Source organism: Micromonospora sp. NPDC047557 (assembly GCF_043205095.1).
Classification (GTDB): domain Bacteria; phylum Actinomycetota; class Actinomycetes; order Mycobacteriales; family Micromonosporaceae; genus Micromonospora.
Genome location: NZ_JBIDDK010000005.1, coordinates 134,238 through 151,598, shown reverse-complemented (window position 1 = coordinate 151,598; position 17,361 = coordinate 134,238). Strand labels below are relative to the sequence as shown.

Sequence of the window (17,361 nt, the reverse complement as noted above, 5' to 3'; positions counted from 1 at the left end):
TCGATTGGTCGTCGGGGGCGTGTCGATGGTGAGATCATTTCCAACGTCGTGGATTCCTACGGATCGGACCGGCGTGGACCAAGTGGAGGACGGCCTGCAGATCCGGCTGCTGGGTCCGGTCGGCGTGTGGCACGGCACCCGCTGGCTGGGCCCGTCGGCCGCGCAGCACCGCACCGTGCTGGCCATGCTGGCGTTGGAGTGCGGAAACATCGTTCCGATCGATCGCCTGGTGACGGCACTGTGGGGCACGGCACCGCCCGCATCGGCTCGCAACGCGGTACAGGGCTGCATCTCCCGACTGCGGGCCCTGCTCAACTCGGTCGACCCGCCGTCACGCGCGGCTGAGCTGGTCGGGGTGGGGACCGGCTATCGGCTGACCGTCGACCGGTCAGCGGTGGATCTGCACGACTTTCGGGATCTGCTGCGGTCCGCGCGCACGTGTGAGCCGCAGCGGGCTCGTGAGCTGGTCGACCGCGCCCTGCGCCACTGGCGGGGGCCGGCGTTGGCGGACGTCGCCGGCCCGTGGCTGGACGAACTCATCGCCCCGCAGCTGAACGAGGAGCGGTTCGCGGCGGTTGAGCTGCGAGCCGACCTCGACCTCCGGCTGGGCCGGTACGGTGACATCGTCGACGATCTGTCCGACCTCATAGCTGACAACCCGGCCCGGGAGCGTCTGGCGCTGGCAGTGCTCATCGCGCTGCACCGGTGCGGCCGTCGGGTCGACGCGCTGGCCCTGTTCCGTCGGGTCCGCGAGAATCTGGTCGAGAGGCTCGGCATCGAGCCGGGCGAGGAGCTCCAGCATGCCTATCGCGCAATGCTGGCCGGCGCCGAGCCCACCGCGGAATCCGCGGGGCAGCGGGTGCGGGAACCGACGGGCGTGGTGCCGCGGCAACTGCCGGCGGCCACACCCGGCTTCGTCGGCCGCCATCGCGAACTGGCAGCCCTCGACGAGGTGCTGAAGGCGCGGGCGGCTTCGATCGCCGTCGTCTGCGGCCCCGCGGGGGCGGGCAAGACCAGCCTGGCGGTGCGGTGGGCGCACGACGTCCACGACCAGTTCCCCGACGGACATCTGTTCGTGGACATGCGCGGGTTCCACCGTCGTCCACGCCGTACCCCCGGTGAAGCGCTGCCGCTGCTGCTGGACGCGCTGGGCGTCACCGCCGACCGGATACCGGCCGAGCCGGACGCGCAGGTCGCGCTGTACCGTTCGACGCTCGCCGGCCGACGCGTTCTGCTCCTACTGGACAACGTCGCCGACGCCGACCAGGTGCGGCCACTCATTCCAGGCGGGCCGGACTGCCTGGTGGTGGTGACCAGCCGGGACAGGCTCAGCGGCCTGGTCGCCCGGGACGGTGCCGCTCGGCTCACTCTCGACGTCCTACCTGCCGCCGACGCGGTGGAACTGCTCGTCGGCACCGCGGGGGCCGAGCGGATCAACGCCGACCCGGCCGCTGCTCGGGAGTTGGCCGAGATCTGCGGGCACCTGCCGCTGGCCCTGCGCATCGCCGGCGCCCGCCTGGCCGACCGGGCGCACGTCAGCGTGCGCAGACACCTCGACGAGCTGATCGCGCGGGGCCGGGTCGCGCAGCTGCGGGTCGAGGGTGACGACAGCAGCGCCGTCCGGGCCGCGTTCGAGCTGTCGTACCAGGCGCTCCCGGCCCCAGCGGGTCGGGTGTTCCGGCTGCTCGGGCTGGTGCCGGCACCGGCCGGCCTCGCCGTGCCCGCGGCCGCGGCGTTGACCGGCCTGCCCTGCGACGACCTCGAACCGCTCATCGACACCCTCGCCCGACTGCACCTGATCCGAATCACCCGGGCAGCCCGGATCGTCAGCCACGACCTGCTGCTCGAGTACGGAGCGCAGCTCGCCGCCGAACATGGCGACGCGGCCGACAATGCCGCCGCCGTACACCGACTGCTGCACTTCTACCTGCACGCCGTCGCCCGGGCCAGCGCCGCGCTGAACGGCCCGTCGCGGCTACGGCTACCGCCGGATCCACCGCCGACCGGTGTACGGATCCCTGAGCTCGACGATCAGGCACACGCCCGCGAATGGCTCGCTGCGGAAACGGCGAATCTGGTGGCGGCGCTGGAACACGCGGCTGCCGATGGCCGAGACCGAGTCGCGTGGCAACTCGCCCACGGGCTGTACGACTTCCTCCGCATGCGGACGCCACTGAGCCAGTGGCGGTCGATCGTCCGGACCGGGCTCAAAGCGGCCCGCCGCGACGGCGACCTGCGCGGCGAGGCGGTGATGCGACAGAGCCTGGGACTGCTGAACTGGCGTACCGGCGATCTGCGCGCCGCCCGCGCCGAGTACGAGGCGGTCGCGGCGCTCGCCGCCCGAGCCGATTGGCAGGTCGGCGCTTCGGCGGCACACTGCAGCATCGGCATCGCACTGGCCCAGATGGGCCGGCCCCGGGCCGCGATCAGCCGGTTCGAGCAGGCCCTTGTCATCGATCGGGAGATCGGCGACCGCCGAGCCGAGGCCGGCACACTGGCGAACCTGGCGGCCGCCTGCGAGGAGGTGGGCGACCTCGCCGCGGCCGCACGGCACGGCGAACTGGCCATGGGGTTGCTGCGGGCGACCGGCCAACATATGGGCGCCGCCGTGGCAAGCGAGAACCTCGCGCTGGTGGCTCGGGAACTCGGCCGGCTCGACGAGGCGCGGACCGCAGCGGAGGAGGCGGTGCGCCTCGGCCGGACGATCGGCGCCCGGCACGAGGAGGCCGCTTCGCTCACCACGCTCGGCCGCGTGCACGGTGACGCGGGACGCTGCGCGGAGGCCGAGGAGGTGCTCCACCTCGGCCTCGACATCGTCCAGGGACTGCCGGACGGCCGACTGGAGGTGGTCACCCAGACCGCGCTCGCCGAGGTACTGCTGCGGCAGAACCGACTGGCGGAGGCGAGCCGCCGGCTCGATCTGGTGCTTGACCTGGCGGAGCGGACCGGCAACGAGCGCGCCCGGGTCGAGGCGCTGATGCTGCTCTCCGATCTCAGCGCGGCCCGCAAGGAGTTCGACAGCGCCCACGAGCACGCCACCAGCGCGATAGCGGCGGCGCGCGCCGGTGGGTACCGGCTGGTGGCCGGTCAGGCTCGCAGCCGCCTCGCCGCCGCGAGACTGGGCCTCGGAGATCCCGCGGGGTGCCTCGTCGAGGGCCGTCAGGCGCTGCGCGTCCAACGCCGGGCAGGGCAACGCCTCGCGTACGCCCGCACGTTGATGACCGTCGGCGGCGCGTACGCGGCGCTGGGCCGTCCGTCGGCGGCGCAGACCCGATGGCGGGCGGCACACGAGCTGTTCCGGGAGATGGGCGCCGCCGAGGCGGCACCGCTCGACTAGCCGGGACGCCAATCAAGACTTTCTCAAGTTCGATCGCGAGGCCTCGACTGCGAGTCCCTGACCGAACAGTATTTCCGTGCGGAACAGCCACGCCTCGCGCCCTCGACCTCCGCCCCTCCAATCGCCGCCTCAGCCAGAAATCAGCGCCGGCTCAGCGCTGTCGACTGTCATTCGCAGCGAAACGACCCCCGTCGTTCGGGACTCACGAGATGCATCGACGACGTCGCCTGCCGCCGTGGCCGCTGGCGATCCCGCTCTCGCCCCCGCGGCGGGTGGTCGCCGCGACGACGACAGGCGGGGGCAATGCGGATCTTGCTCGTGGAGGACGACCGGCGGATCTTCGCGGTCATGGGTTCGACGCTGCGCCGGCAGGGTTACCAGATGGAACACGCGTCGACCGCTGCCGCGGCGCTCGTGGCGGCCCCCTGCGACCTGGTCCTGCTGGATCTCGGCCTGCCGGACGGCGGCGGATTCGCCGTATGCCGGGCATTGCGGGAACGCAGCGCCGAGCTGGGCATCATCGCGGTCACCGAGCGGGGCGAAGAGCGTGGCGGCATCGTCGGCCTGCGGATGGGCGCCGACGACTACGTCGTCAAACCGTTCGCGATCGACGAGGTTCAGGCGCGCATCGAGGCGGTGCTGCGGCGCACAGCACGGCAGGGTGCGCAACCCTGTGACGTCATCGACGTCGCAGGGTTGCGGATCGACCTCACGGCCCGCACGGTCCACGTGGACGCCCGGCCGGTGTCGTTGACCCGCAAGGAATTCGACATCCTGGCCTCGCTCGCGCGCCGGCCCGGTTTCGCGCTCACGCGCGAGCGCATCATTCTGGACGTGTGGCAGACCACCTGGTCGGGCCGGCACACCCTGGCGGTCCACGTGGCGGCGTTGCGCGCCAAACTCGGTAGGCCCGAGTTGATTCAGACGGTGCGAGGACACGGCTACCGTCTCCCCGTCGAGTGACGCCGCGCCAGTGCCGATCCAGCGGGAGCGGGTGAGCCGCGCCCCGTCGGCGACGTTTTTGCGCGACACGCATCTTTGCGCGACACGCAACTAGTGTTACCGTGGTGACATGACGGGGCTGCGGGAGCGCAAGAAGGCCGAGACGCGGGCGGCGCTCGGCTGGGCCGCGATCCACCTCACTGCGGAGCGCGGCTACGACAACGTCCGCGTCGAGGACATCGCCGAGGCCGCCGGCGTCTCCCCGCGCACCTTCAACAACTACTTCTCCAGCAAGGCCGAGGCGATCGCGTCCCGCCACCTCGACCGCAGCCTGCGCACCGCCGCCGCGCTGCGCGAACGCCCCGCCGACGAGCCGCTCTGGGCGGCGCTCACCCAGGCCTCGCTGGAGCAGTTCACCCGCGGCCCCGAGGTCGACGCCATGCCGTCCCCCGCGCACGCCCAGTGGGTGGCCGGCGTACGCACCATGCTCGCCGAGCCTGCCCTACAGGGCGAGCGACTGCGTGCCGTCGCGATCGCCGAGGCCGAGTTGGCCACCGCGGTCGCCGAGCGCACCGGCACCGACCTCGCCACCGACATGTACCCGAGGCTCGTCGCGGCCGCCGCCAGCGCCGCGGTCGCCGTCGCCATGCAGCACTATCTCGACAGCCCCGACCCGCCCACCCCGATCGAGCGCCTCATCACCGACGCCTTCACCCAGGTCGCCGCCGGCCTCCCCGCGCCGCCCCGCTGAGGCCCGCCCCTCGCTCACGGCACCACCCCAGCCACTTCTTAGTCGCGTCACACCCCACTGCGGGCCGGCCGCGTTCGGCGCCTGCCGCGGCGATGACGCACACCCCGAAGGGATCACGATCGTGATCGATGTGCTCATCGTCGGAGCCGGCCCCAACGGCCTCATGCTCGCCTGCGAACTCGCCCTGGCCGGCGTCCACCCCGTCGTCCTCGAACGCCACGCCACGCCCGGAGGCGAGCCCCGCGCCAACGGCCTCGTCGGCCAGGTCGTCCGCCTGCTCGACCGGCGCGGCCTCTACGCGCGGCTCAGCGGCGAGAGCACCCCGCCGTCCCCCCAACCAGCCTTCACCTTCGGCGCGTTTCCGCTGGATCTCACGGTGCTCGCGGAGAATCCGCACTACGTGCTCGGCGTGCCGCAGGCCCAGCTGGAGGCCACCCTCGCCGCCCGCGCCGTGGAGCTCGGCGTCGACCTGCGCCGCGGCCACGAGGTCGTCGACCTCCGCCAGCGCCCCGACGCGGTCGAGGTTCACCTCGCCGACGGTACGCAGCTCACGTCCCGTTTCCTCGTCGGCGCCGACGGCGGTCGCAGCGCGGTGCGCCGCCTCGCCGGCATCGACTTCCCCGGCGCCACGTTCGACCGGTCGGTCTCCCGCACCGCCACCGTGACCGTCCCCGCGTCATCCCTCGACCCGGAGACCGGCGGGCTGTGCGCCCCCGGCTACGGCGTCGTCCCGCCGTTCCAGCACACCCGCACCCCGCGGGGCCTGATCGCCTGGGCGCCCTTCCCCGGCCGCCCGGCGATCCTGAGCACGACGGAGTGGCCCGACGCGCCGACGAGCGACGAGACCCCCATGACCCTGGCGGAGCTACGCGCCAGCGTCGGCCGGGTGCTCGGCGCCGACGTCCCCTTCGGCCCACCCGACGGCCCCGGCCTGCTGCGGCGGCTGACCGGCGGCAACACCCGCATCGCCACCCGCTACCGCGCCGACCGGGTGCTGCTGGTCGGCGACGCCGCGCACGTGCACCCCGCGATCGGCGGCCCCGGCCTCAACCTCGGCCTGCAGGATGCCGTCAACCTGGGTTGGAAGCTGGCCGCCACGGTGCGCGGGTGGGCGCCGCAGGGCCTGCTCGACACGTACGAGACCGAGCGCCGTCCCGTCGCCGAACGGGTCGTCATGTCCACCCAGGCGCAGTCGGCGCTCATCGGGCCCGGCGACGAGATCACCGGCCTGCGGCAACTCTTCGGCGAACTGCTGCGCATCCCGGAGGTGACCGGGCACATCGCGGCGCTGATGTCCGGCGCGGACGTCCGCTACCCCGCCGACGCCGCCGATCCGTTGGCCGGCCGATGTGCCCCCGACGTGGTCGTGCACGCCGACCACGGCGCGGTACGCCTCGCCGAGCTGACCCGCACCGGCCGGCCGCTGCTACTGGATTCCACGGGTGTCTACGCCGAGGTGGCCGCGCCCTGGCGAGACCGGGTCGACGTCGTCACCGGCGCGTTGCGGGGCACGACCGCGACCGCGTTGCTCGTACGCCCCGACTGCTTCGTCGCCTGGTCCGCCGGGGATGCGGACACCCTGCGCGCCTCGCTCACCCACCACTTCGGCCTGCCCCGGTGACCGGAAAACACCGTCCTTGCGCGGGCTGGGCATCGGATCTCGTGCGGCAAGCCCAACCAGCCGTATCGTGGCACGCAGGGACGACGATCCGCGGTCCTCGATGAAACACCACCTGCGGCGGTCGAGGAGAACATGATGATCGGTCTGGCGACCATCGGTGCGATCGCGGCCGTCCTGCTCGTCGGTGTTGTGGTCGTGATCCGCAAGCCGGACGACGCTCGCCGGGTCCTGCGCTGGTCGGCCCTGGCCATCACCGTGCTGGTCGCCGCCGTGCTGACCCCGTTCACCGTGGACGACTCCGGGGCCGCGGCCGCCTATCTGCTCGGGGTCCCTGTCGTCGCCGCGTTGTTGCCGGTCCTCGCACAGCGGCTCGGCCGGCCGAGCCTGGTCGTCGACCTGACGGCCGCGCTGATCGTCGTCGGGTGGGGGCTGCTGCTCGGGCTGGGCATCGGCGGCGCGTTCCTGCCGGCCGCGGCGCTCCTCATTGCCAGCGCCGTGAACACCAGGGCACCGCGACCGTCCACCACCGCCTGACCGGAAGCGTCTCGTGGACGCCGCTGGCGTCCGTCGCGCCCGTCCATCGACGAGTCCCTGGTGGACCCGGCGACGGAAACATGGCCGGGTGCCGGCAACACTGTCGGGCGCTGGCTGCCGGCATCGACCACACCGACGACGAATCAGCCGGTGATCACCGGCCAGGCGTAGGCGAGCAGGGCGCAGGCGGCGCCCAGCAGCGCGAACGAGACACCCCGAGTGGGCAGTGGCAGTGCGGCGAGCACGATCAGGATGACCGCGATGACGTAGAGAAATGCCTGAGCCGACATGGGACTCTCCTCAATCAGGGAATTGATGGGGACCGACGTTGACCGCCGGGGTGACACCCCGCTCATGCGCGAACGCCGCACGGGCGGGCCGAGCGCGCGGGCGTGATCAGCCGTCCGGCGTGAAGAGCCCCTGAATGCCGACGACGATCGCGATGAGACCGAAGATCGCGAGCAACAGGCGGACTCCGGTCGCGCCGTCCGACCGCTCCTCGCGCGACGCCGGCCGACCGGTCAGCCGCCCCCACAGCAGGGCGAGCCCCACACCGATGCCCACCACCTCGAAGTGGAACACCCGGGGGCCGGACACCAGGTGGACGATGAGGTAGTAGCCGCCGGTCACGAGCGCCACGAGGCCGACCACCCACGCGATCGGGGCCGCCCGATCGGCGAGGCGGCCCAGGTCGTCACCGACGCGTGGCAACAGCCGCAGCAGCGAGACGGCGAGCAGGAACCCACCGACGATGTTGGCGAGGTCGAGCAGCAGAGCCATGATCACGAGGGTCTCCGTCGATCGGATGATCAGCCGGTGGGAGCGTACCCACGGAGCCGGTCGGTTGAAACGAGATCTGGCGGCCGACGGCGCACCGTCGGCTGTCGGCTGTCGAGGGATACGCGGCGAAAGGCCCCGGTACGATGGGTTCCGGTGCGCCGGGAAGTCTGGTCGGCAGATGGTTCCGACCCGTCTTTCGAAAGTTGGCCTGCTTGTGACGTCGAACCCTCAGTCGCCTCCTCGTGTTCTCGGCCGTGGTTCCTGGGCTGAGGCACGTCGCATCGCCGACGTGCTGCGCAAGGAGACGATTGGCGGCGCGTTGCTGCTGATCGGTGCCGTCGTGGCGCTGATCTGGGCGAACTCGCCGTGGGCGCACCGCTACGAAGCAATGACGGCGCTCACCGTCGGGCCCCACGCGCTGCACCTTGATCTGTCGCTGGCGACGTGGGCGGCTGACGGGCTGCTGGCGATCTTCTTCTTCGTCGCCGGTCTCGAACTCAAGCGCGAGTTCGTCGCCGGCGATCTGCGTGATCCTCGCCGGGCCGCGGTCCCGGTCGCCGCTGCGGTCGGCGGCGTACTCGTGCCGGCCCTGCTGTACGCGGTGGTGAACTGGGGCGGCGCGGTGAAGGGCTGGGCCGTGCCGACCGCCACCGACATCGCGTTCGCCCTCGCCGTGCTGGCCGTGATCGGCCGGCATCTGCCGAGCGCGCTGCGCACCTTCCTGCTGACCCTGGCGGTGGTGGACGACCTGCTGGCGATCGTCATCATCGCGGTCTTCTACACCGCCCACCTGTCGTTGCTGCCGCTGCTGGCCGCGGCGGTGCCGCTGGGCTTGTTCATGCTGCTGGTGCAGCGTCGGGTGCGCTCATGGTGGCTGCTCCTGCCGCTCGCGTTCGCAACCTGGGCGCTGGTGCACGCCTCCGGCGTGCACGCCACCGTCGCCGGGGTACTGCTCGCCTTCGCCGTCCCGGTGCGGCGCTCCGCAGGGGCCGGCCCCGGGCCCGGCCTGGCCGAGCACTTCGAGCACCGATTCCGGCCGATCTCCGCTGGCGTCGCGGTGCCGGTGTTCGCGCTGATGTCCGCCGGGGTGGCCGTCGGCGGGTTCGACGGCCTGGGGCAGGCGTTCATGGACCCGATCGCCGTGGGCGTCACACTCGGTCTGGTCGTCGGCAAGCCGATCGGCATCCTGCTGGCAACCTGGCTCGTCGCCCGGTTCACCCGGGCCCGACTGGACGAAGGGCTGGCCTGGATCGACGTGGTCGGCCTGGCCGTGCTGTCCGGCATCGGGTTCACCGTCTCGCTGCTGATCGGCGAACTCGCCTTCGGTGCCGGCACCGACGCCAACGGCCGAGTCAAGATCGCCGTGCTGGCAGGCTCCGTGATCGCCGCCGCGCTCGCCACGACCGTCCTGCGGGCACGCAATCGCGTGTACCGGCAGATATACGAGGCCGAGCACGTCGACCGTGACGGTGACGAGGTTCCCGACGTCTACCAGACCGGCTGGAGCGGGCGACCCGGAGCGTCGTAAGAGTTCCGAAAGGGTTGGCGACCCGTTCGACGGCTGCGGGGCTCGTACCCTGCGAGGGTGGGAAAATGGATCTTCCGGTCGCGAGTGGCCTGGGCCGGTCTCGCCGCCGCTGTCCTCGTGACGGCTCTGGCCCTCTACTGGTTCCAACCGTGGAAGCTGTTCACCGACACGTACGTCGACGAGGCGCTTCCCCCTGTGGTGACGACATCGACCGCGCCCACTCCCGCGTCCGCGGCGCCGTCGGCGACACCGGCCGGGAACGCGATCCTGACGGCCGGCGAGTTCGTCACCCACGAGCACCGGACGACCGGCAGTGCCGAGATCCACCGGCTCGCCGACGGACGCCACCAGCTCGTCATCCGGAACCTGAACACGTCGAGCGGGCCGGACCTGCGAGTGTGGCTGACCGACCAACCGGTCACCCTCGGCAAGGCCGGGTGGCGGGTGTTCGATGACGGCGAATGGGTCGAACTGGCCAGGCTCAAGGGCAATCAGGGCAACCAGGTGTACGAGATACCGGCATCGGTCGACCCCCGCGACTTCCGGAGCGTCTCCATCTGGTGCAAGCGATTCGCCGTCTCCTTCGGCGCGGCCGACCTCAAGGCCGTCTGACGTCGCCGCGCTGCCCCGCAGCGACGCCCGCATATGCGGCGTCGCAACGGCGCACACCCCCGGCGCCGGTCACAGCTCGGTACCGGGGGTGCGGACCACAGTGGATCGGTCGTCGCGGCGAGACGAGGGTCAGACGGTCGTACGCGACCACTGCTGGTTGGCGCCGGTGTTGCACGGATACTGCTTGAGCACCACCCCGTCCGCTGTCGATGCGGCCGGTACGTCCACGCACTTGCCGCTGTGGCGGGCACGGAGTTGGAAGTAGCTGGCGTTCGTGACCATCTGGAACTGCTGGTTGGTGCCGGTGCCGCAGGTGTACTGGACGAGTTCGGCGCCGTCGGCGGTCGAAGCGCTCACCACATCGAGGCACTTTCCGCTGTGTCGGCTGATGATGCGCCAGTAGCCACTGCCGGCGTCCTGGAACTGCCACTGCTGCCACGCGTTGCCGCCGTACGTGTACTGGCCGACCCGCGCGCCGTTGTCGGTGTTCGGTTGCTGGACGTCCATGGCCTTGCCGCTGTGCCGCACGGTGATCCGGTAGAACGTTCCCGTCGTGGGCGGAGGTGTCGTCGGACCACCGCCGATGGTGTCGCCCCACCCGTACCGGATCCGGTCGGCGCCGGAGGTGTTGCGAACGGTCAGGCTGAGGTTGGTGCCGCTGCCGCCGAGGGCGAACATCGAGTACCAGTCGTATCCGATGGTGCCCGGCTTGCCGCCGAGGGCGGGCCAGTAGGTGCCGCCCATCTGGTTGTCGCGCATGACCTGGGCCATCGCGCGGATGTAGCGCACGAAGTTGTCGGTGCTGCCCGCGTCGGCGTAGTTGCGGCCGTCGTTCATGGGAGCGCCGAACTCGGTCGCGACCGCGCGGGAGGCGCAGTTGCCCAGGCGGGTCTGGATGTGGCTGCGGAAGGCGTCGTAGGTCATCGCGCCGTAGAAGAACGCGTAGTAGTGGAAGGACAGCAGGGTCGAGTTGAAGCGGCTGTCGTTGCAGATGTCCCGCAGATCCTGGCTGAAGCCGGTGCCGCCGATGAGCACCCGGCCGGGCACCGCCGAGTAGTGGTAGCTCAGCCAGTTCGCCGCGACGTCGCGCCACTCCGCCGAGCTGTAGCCGTGCGGCTCGTTCATCGGCTCGAAGTAGACGTTGGTGTTCGAGCCGTACGTGTTGGTCACCGTGGACCACATCGCGTTCCACGCGGCGAGGTTCGTGATCCTGCCGCCGGAGGCCGCACCGTCCTCCCAGTAGGCGAGGATGACTTTGAATCCGCGGGCGGTCGCGGCGTCGATCGCACCGCGGTACGCCTCCCACCACGCCGTCCCCACCGTGTGGGTGTTGATGGGCAGCCGGACGGTGTTGACCCCCATGGTGGAGGCCATGCTGTCGTAGAGGGCGTTGGCCTTGGCCCGCACTGTCGCGTTGCTGTCGGACGAACTGAGGCCCTGCACGACGAGCGGCCCGGTGCTGAAGTTGTCACCCAGCACGGCCCAGTTCATGCCCCGGAACTGGCTGGTGGCGGCAGTGGCCGACGACGACGTGACGACGACGATGCCAACCAGCGCGGTCACCGCGCTCACCAGAGCGATCAGGAGTCGGCGCAGCGACCGGGCGCTCGGCGATCCGTGGCCGTGCGACAGCCTTTTCCGTTTCATGACGGGTCCAATCGGTGTGGGGAGACAGTCGGCGTTCAGGTGGTCACGCGGAAGGTGGCGTCGGCACGGCTCTGCGCATCGGAGAGCGGATCGAGCCGAAGCAGGTAGTTGTAGTGCCGGATGTAGCGGTCCGGGTGGCTGTACGCCTGGAAGGACGTCCACGAGGAGTTGGCGACGCCGGCGACCTGCCGGAAGGTGGCGTCCGTGGCGAAGGTGGCGGTGCCGTCGTTGGCCTCCAGCCGGAAGTCGAACCCGTAGTGGCGCAGGTAGTAGCCCGGGTAGTTGACCGACTGGATGGAGACCGTGCCGGAGCCGGCCAGACCGGGCACCAGCCGCCACTGACCGTCCTGCGCGGGGCTGACGTTCGGGTCGATGCGGGCGTCATAGTCGTAGTGCCGTACGAACCGGTCCTGGAGGTTGTACGACTGGATCCGGCTGACCGCCGTGGTGGGCCAGCGGGCGAGCACGCGGTTCTGCTCGGCGGCGGTCAGGTTGAGGATCGAACCGTGCCGTTTCCTGGTGCCGCCCATGTCGTACGAGCCGGACGCCGGCAGCCGGAAGCTGGCCGGACTCGACGGATTGGTGGTCAGGACGGGCAGGTAGCCGCGCCCGCTGGCGTACTGGTCGAGGTAGAGAACCCACTCGTTGCGGGCGTTGAACTTCATCCACATCGGGCCTTCGACCTGGGAGCCCGTCAGCCCGATGCCGGACAGGTTCCCGAGGGTGGTCCAGGTGCCGAGGATGGAGTTGCTGCCTTCCAGGGTGATCTGGCCGTCGCGGGAGGCCCGGACGTAACGGTAGGCGCCGACGCCGGCCGGCACCTCGACGATCTGGGTGTCGATGATCTCCTGGTTGCCGGGACGGCTGAGGTAGACCTGCGGCGTGGTGATGCTGCGAAAGTCCGCCGTGCGCGCGTAGTAGATGCGGTGCTTGGTCACCCCGTTGAGCGAGACGTTCGTCGCCCAGTAGAGGACGTAGTCGCCGGTGGCCGGGTTCCAGATCGCCTCCGGAGCCCAGGCGTTGCGTCCGTCCGGAATCGGGCCGGCGACGTTCAGCAGCCACGGCGTGGACCAGGTGACCAGGTCGGTGGACTCCCACACGACGAGGTTGCGGCTGCCGTTGTTGACCGCGGTCGACCAGTCCTGGCCGCAGCCGATGCACAGGTCCGTGGCGATGATCCAGTACCGGTCACCGGCGGGCGAGCGAACCAGAGCCGGGTCGCGGACGCCACGGGTGCCGACGGTGGATCGCAGCACGAGCCCGCCGTTGTTGAGGTCGGTCCAACGCAGACCGTCGGCGCTGTGTGCGAGGTAGATCTGTTGACCGGTCGAGGACTCGCCGGTGAAGTGCGCCATCAGGTAACCGACGGCCGGGTCGAGCGCGACAGCTGCCTTCGGCGTCGCCACCGACCAGGTGGTGAACAGCAGACACGCGGCGAGCGACACCGCGTAGAGCCGGGCGAGGACTCTCGACATGGGTCCTTCTCCTTCGCGGAGGGGCGGGCGACAACACCCCGAGCCGACTTAGATGTGAGCGTTAACAGCTCCGACGAGGCGCGTCCCAGGGCCGCGCGGTTGGGAGCGGCGGGTGACGCGCCGTGCCGGCGTCACCGACGAGGCAGACGCCATGTGTCCAGATCATTAAGTACGTGTTGCGGACAAGTGTTAGCGATCACATCTGGAGTGTCAAGGCATCGATGATGCTCGTTCAACTCGGCGGAACAGCGCGCCCAGAGGGTGAATCCACTCCACGGACCCGCGCCGCAGGAATCGCGGACGTCATACGTCACACCACGATGCTAATCTATTTATTGCGGCTCACCGCCGGCCGTCGGCTGGGCGACCAGAACCGGCCACCGCGGCGTCGGCACCGCCGTGGACGGTCCACGAAGGACCGCCGCGCGGCTCCCTCGCCAGCCGGTGACGCCTCACGCCCACACCACCAATGGATCTTCGTCCACCACAAGGAGGCGCAACTGTGCCACTTCGCAAACTCTCCAGCCCCTGGATAGGGGCCGCCATGGCGGTCATGGTTCTCGTCGCCGTCGGGGCGTACGTCATCATGGCTGGCGGACCGGCGACCGCCGCCACCACCGCCGGCTGCGGCAAGGCGCCCGGACTGAACAGCGGCACCCACACCATCCAGAGCAGCGGAAAGACCCGCAGCTTCATCCTTCGGCTGCCCGACAGCTACAACAACACCTACGCCCACCGGCTGGCCTTCGGGTTCCACTGGTTGGGCGGCACCGCCGAGCAGGTCGCGTCGGGCGGCAGCGACGGGGCCCCGTGGGCGTACTACGGCATGCTCTCCCAGTCGAACAACACCACGATCTTCGTCGCGCCGCAGGGCATCAACAACGGCTGGGGCAATTCCAACGGTGAGGACGTGACCTTCACCGACGACATGGTCCGCGTCATCGAGAACGCTCTCTGTGTCGACACGACGCAACTCTTCTCGGTGGGATTCAGCTACGGCGGCGCGATGAGCTACTCGTTGGCGTGTTCCCGGCCGACCGTGTTCCGTGCGGTAGCGGCGATCGCGGCCCCGGGGGCGATCAGCGGCTGCAGCGGTGGCACCCAGCCGGTGGCGTACCTGGGGATCCACGGCATCAACGACAACATCGCGAACGGACGGGCGTTGCGCGACAGGTTCGTCCGGAACAACGGTTGCGCCGCGCAGAACCCGCCGGAACCTAGGGCGGGCAGTCTGACCCACATCACCACCGCCTACTCGTGTCAGCCCGGATATCCGGTGGTCTGGGCCGCGTTCGACGGCGGCCACCAGCAAGGTCCGGTGGACGGGTGTGCCGGCTGTGAGAGCGGCGCGCGGAGCTGGGTCAAGCAGGAGGTGTGGAGGTTCTTCACCCAGTTCGGTTCTACCGTGCCGCCCACCACTGCCCCGCCCACCACTGCCCCGCCATCGAGCCCGCCGCCCGGCCAGCAGAACGTGCTGATCGCGGGTAGCCAGTCCGGCCGTTGCATCGACATCCCCAACTCCAGCACCGCCAACGGGACCCGCGTGCAGCTGTGGGACTGTCACGGTCGCACCAACCAGCGCTGGACCCACACCGCCAGCCGCACCCTGACCGTCTACGGCAACAAGTGCCTGGACGCCAGCGGGGCGGGAAGCAGCAACGGCACCGCGGTCATCATCTGGGACTGCAACGGCCAACCCAACCAGCAGTGGAACCTGAACTCCAACGGCACCATCACCGGAGTCCAGTCGGGGCTCTGCCTCGACGCCGTCAGCTCCGGCACCGCCAATGGGACGCAACTGCACCTCTGGGCCTGCCACGGCGGCGCCAACCAGCAGTGGAGCACGCGCACCTAGACGAATAAGTCCTCAAACAAGACGGGCTGGGGCTGGGGCTGCGGCGAAGGGCGCTGGTCGTCCGCTGTGGCTGCCCGCTGTGTCGATGTGCTGTGGAGCGGTATTCCTCAGAGGTATGAATATGACTCTGAGGAATACCGCTTACCACCGCATCCGCCCCCACGGAGGTAACCGAGGGTCACCGCCGACCGGCGGCCGCGCCAGCAAAGGGCAGGAAGTATTCGTCTAGTTGCCGCAGCACGCACCGTTCAGCCAGCCAGACGTGCCGCTCGGGCCCTGTCCCGAGCGGCACGTCGCTGCAGGACCTCGCCACTGGTGGTGTTCAACCCGGCGAACGCCCCTCGCGCGTCGCCAGTAGCCGTAACAGGCCCGAAACTACCGGTTGAAAAACCTGGAACTTTCTGCCAGCCTGGGACGCATCGATAAATGTGAACGTTAACATGATCCACTCAGTCCCGGAGGCGCTGCACGCGACCGTCAGGCCCAACCATGGCCAAGCGGCCAGGTCCCACTCATCCCACCACCGGAGGATCAGCGTGATTTCCCGGCACCGTCCCACCGGGCGTACCCGACTCCGAACACTCACTGTTTCCGGAACAGCCGCGATAGTTGCGGCTCCCGTCGTGTCGCTACTGCCCCATCTCGCCCCGGCAGCCGAGACGACCCTCGGCGGCGCCGCGGCCCAGTCCGGCCGGGTCTGCTGACGCTGCAACGCTGACGATTCGGACACCGCCGGGTCGGGTGGGCTCACCGCAGGACGAGCCCGCCCGCCCCTCGCCTTTCCACCACCAGGAGGTACCGACAGTGCGAGGACTCGCAGACCAGCCGCCGCTTCCGGCGGACACCCCTGTCGACCGCAGGCCGCCCCGCATCCGGGGACGGCTGCTCACGGTGGCAGCCGCCGGGATGGCCGCCGCGGTCGGACTGCTGACCATCACCCTGGCGACCGGGTCGGCTTCGGCCGCCGACAACCCGTACCAGCGCGGCCCGGACCCCAACCGGACCAGCGTCACCGCCGTGAACGGCCCCTTCGCCAACACCTCGGTAAGCGTCCCGACCGGATACGGCTTCAACGGCGGCCGGATCTACTACCCGACCGACACGAGCCAGGGCACCTTCGGGGCCATCGCGATCTCGCCGGGTTACACCGCGTTGTTCTCCGCCGAACTGGCCTGGATGGGACCGTGGCTCGCCTCGCACGGCTTCGTCGTGATCGGCATCGAGACCAACAGCCGCAACGACTTCGACACGGCGCGCGGCACCCAACTCCTCGCCGCGTTGGACTACCTGACGCAGCAGAGCCCGGTCCGCGACCGCGTCGACCCGAACCGGTTGGCCGTCGCCGGCCACTCCATGGGCGGCGGTGGCGCGCTGAGCGCCGCCATGCGGCGTCCGTCGCTGAAGGCGGTGGTCGGCATCGCGCCGTACTCGCCGTCGTCGAACCTGGCCAACGACCGGGTACCCACCATGATCTTCGCTGGCCAGGCGGACACGGTGGTCACCCCGTCCTACGCCACCGGTCTCTACAACAGCATCCCGAGCACCACCGAGAGCGCCTACCTGGAGGTCGCCGGCGCGGACCACGGGTTCATGGTCGGACGGTCGAACCCCGTGTTGGTCCGGACCATGCTGCCGTTCGTCAAGATGTTCATCGACAACGACGCCCGGTACAGCCAGTTCCTCTGCCCACTGCTGGACAACAGCGGCGTGGTCACCTACCGCAGCACCTGCCCGCTGCTGCCGTCGACGCCGACCAGTCCGACGCCGACCACCACCCCGACGGGCAGCCCGACGCCGACGCCCACCGTCACGCCTACCCTGCCACCCGGCTCCGCCAGCCAGATCATCGGCGCGCAGTCGGGCCGGTGCATCGACGTACCCAACGCCTCGCGCACCAACGGCACGCGGGTGACCCTCTACGACTGCAACAGGCAGATCAACCAGGCATGGACCTACACCTCAGGCAAACAACTACAGGTGTACGGCACCATGTGCCTCGACGCGGCAGGCACCGGCAACGGCGCGGCGGTACAGATCTACACCTGCCATGGCCAAACCAACCAGCAGTGGAACGTCAACTCCAACGGCACCATCAGCAGCGTCCAGTCCGGACGATGCCTCGACGTCTGGAGCACCGCCAACGGCGCCCAGGTCCAGCTCTACGACTGCCACGGACAGACCAACCAGCAGTTCCGGCTCGTCGCCCTGACCTAGTGATCAAGCTCGGACCGAACCGGGCGGGCTCGGCGTCACGCCGGGCCCGCCCGGGCGTGCGGCGG

At 70.3% G+C, this 17,361-nt stretch carries 13 protein-coding genes; 9 read left to right on the top strand and 4 right to left on the bottom strand.

What is annotated here, in order from left to right:
• Positions 1–73 precede the first annotated feature (73 nt).
• The 5 genes from ACGGAQ_RS15520 to ACGGAQ_RS15500 all read left to right on the top strand — a co-directional run bounded on the left by ACGGAQ_RS15520 (position 74) and on the right by ACGGAQ_RS15500 (position 7,185).
• Complete coding sequence (locus ACGGAQ_RS15520) at positions 74–3,337, top strand: BTAD domain-containing putative transcriptional regulator (RefSeq protein ID WP_393049252.1); 3,264 nt, start codon at positions 74–76, stop codon at positions 3,335–3,337.
• A 303-nt stretch (positions 3,338–3,640) separates the two neighbouring features.
• Positions 3,641–4,300, top strand: coding sequence for a response regulator transcription factor (locus tag ACGGAQ_RS15515; RefSeq protein WP_393049250.1), 660 nt, complete (start codon positions 3,641–3,643; stop codon positions 4,298–4,300).
• Positions 4,301–4,409: 109 nt separating this feature from the next.
• Positions 4,410–5,030, top strand: a complete 621-nt coding sequence (locus ACGGAQ_RS15510; protein WP_393049247.1) for a TetR/AcrR family transcriptional regulator — start codon at positions 4,410–4,412, stop codon at positions 5,028–5,030.
• 121 nt (positions 5,031–5,151) lie between these two features.
• Positions 5,152–6,651, top strand: a complete 1,500-nt coding sequence (locus ACGGAQ_RS15505) for an FAD-dependent monooxygenase (protein WP_393049244.1) — start codon at positions 5,152–5,154, stop codon at positions 6,649–6,651.
• A 135-nt stretch (positions 6,652–6,786) separates the two neighbouring features.
• Complete coding sequence (locus ACGGAQ_RS15500) at positions 6,787–7,185, top strand: hypothetical protein (protein WP_393049241.1); 399 nt, start codon at positions 6,787–6,789, stop codon at positions 7,183–7,185.
• A 143-nt stretch (positions 7,186–7,328) separates the two neighbouring features.
• Here the strand turns inward: ACGGAQ_RS15500 and ACGGAQ_RS15495 are convergent, their stop codons facing one another.
• Together ACGGAQ_RS15495 and ACGGAQ_RS15490 are read right to left on the bottom strand one after the other, a co-directional pair.
• Positions 7,329–7,475, bottom strand: a complete 147-nt coding sequence (locus ACGGAQ_RS15495; protein WP_393049239.1) for a hypothetical protein — start codon at positions 7,473–7,475, stop codon at positions 7,329–7,331.
• A 106-nt stretch (positions 7,476–7,581) separates the two neighbouring features.
• Positions 7,582–7,965 carry a hypothetical protein gene (locus ACGGAQ_RS15490; RefSeq protein ID WP_393049236.1) on the bottom strand — a complete coding sequence of 128 codons (384 nt, stop codon included), beginning with the start codon at positions 7,963–7,965 and terminating at the stop codon, positions 7,582–7,584.
• A gap of 178 nt (positions 7,966–8,143) precedes the next feature.
• On the opposite strand from ACGGAQ_RS15490, the gene nhaA reads away from it, so the two are divergent.
• Entirely contained in the window at positions 8,144–9,493 is a 1,350-nt protein-coding gene (nhaA, locus tag ACGGAQ_RS15485; protein WP_393049233.1) for a Na+/H+ antiporter NhaA, read from the top strand.
• 57 nt (positions 9,494–9,550) lie between these two features.
• Positions 9,551–10,105 (top strand): DM13 domain-containing protein, encoded by a 555-nt coding sequence (locus tag ACGGAQ_RS15480; protein ID WP_393049230.1) that lies wholly within the window; start codon positions 9,551–9,553, stop codon positions 10,103–10,105.
• Positions 10,106–10,234: 129 nt separating this feature from the next.
• Here ACGGAQ_RS15480 and ACGGAQ_RS15475 read toward each other — a convergent pair whose 3' ends face one another.
• Positions 10,235–11,752, bottom strand: a complete 1,518-nt coding sequence (locus ACGGAQ_RS15475; RefSeq protein ID WP_393049227.1) for an RICIN domain-containing protein — start codon at positions 11,750–11,752, stop codon at positions 10,235–10,237.
• A 35-nt stretch (positions 11,753–11,787) separates the two neighbouring features.
• A complete protein-coding gene (locus ACGGAQ_RS15470; protein ID WP_393049224.1) occupies positions 11,788–13,227 on the bottom strand; it encodes a glycoside hydrolase family 43 protein in 1,440 nt (479 codons plus the stop codon).
• Between the two features lie 544 nt (positions 13,228–13,771).
• On the opposite strand from ACGGAQ_RS15470, the gene ACGGAQ_RS15465 reads away from it, so the two are divergent.
• A complete protein-coding gene (locus ACGGAQ_RS15465) occupies positions 13,772–15,082 on the top strand; it encodes a ricin-type beta-trefoil lectin domain protein (protein WP_393049221.1) in 1,311 nt (436 codons plus the stop codon).
• A gap of 804 nt (positions 15,083–15,886) precedes the next feature.
• The gene (locus ACGGAQ_RS15460) at positions 15,887–17,296 is read left to right on the top strand and encodes a ricin-type beta-trefoil lectin domain protein (protein ID WP_393049219.1); all 1,410 of its coding nucleotides are present in this window, start codon (positions 15,887–15,889) and stop codon (positions 17,294–17,296) included.
• The last annotated feature ends 65 nt before the right edge of the window (positions 17,297–17,361 follow it).

Coding starts and splice junctions, on each gene's coding strand:
- ACGGAQ_RS15465 (WP_393049221.1), top strand. CDS start 13,772: ATGGCGGTCATGGTTCTCGTCGCCGTCGGGGCGTACGTCATCATGGCT.
- ACGGAQ_RS15515 (WP_393049250.1), top strand. CDS start 3,641: ATGCGGATCTTGCTCGTGGAGGACGACCGGCGGATCTTCGCGGTCATG.
- ACGGAQ_RS15470 (WP_393049224.1), bottom strand. CDS start 13,227: ATGTCGAGAGTCCTCGCCCGGCTCTACGCGGTGTCGCTCGCCGCGTGT.
- ACGGAQ_RS15490 (WP_393049236.1), bottom strand. CDS start 7,965: ATGGCTCTGCTGCTCGACCTCGCCAACATCGTCGGTGGGTTCCTGCTC.
- ACGGAQ_RS15510 (WP_393049247.1), top strand. CDS start 4,410: ATGACGGGGCTGCGGGAGCGCAAGAAGGCCGAGACGCGGGCGGCGCTC.
- nhaA (WP_393049233.1), top strand. CDS start 8,144: ATGGTTCCGACCCGTCTTTCGAAAGTTGGCCTGCTTGTGACGTCGAAC.
- ACGGAQ_RS15500 (WP_393049241.1), top strand. CDS start 6,787: ATGATCGGTCTGGCGACCATCGGTGCGATCGCGGCCGTCCTGCTCGTC.
- ACGGAQ_RS15495 (WP_393049239.1), bottom strand. CDS start 7,475: ATGTCGGCTCAGGCATTTCTCTACGTCATCGCGGTCATCCTGATCGTG.
- ACGGAQ_RS15475 (WP_393049227.1), bottom strand. CDS start 11,752: ATGAAACGGAAAAGGCTGTCGCACGGCCACGGATCGCCGAGCGCCCGG.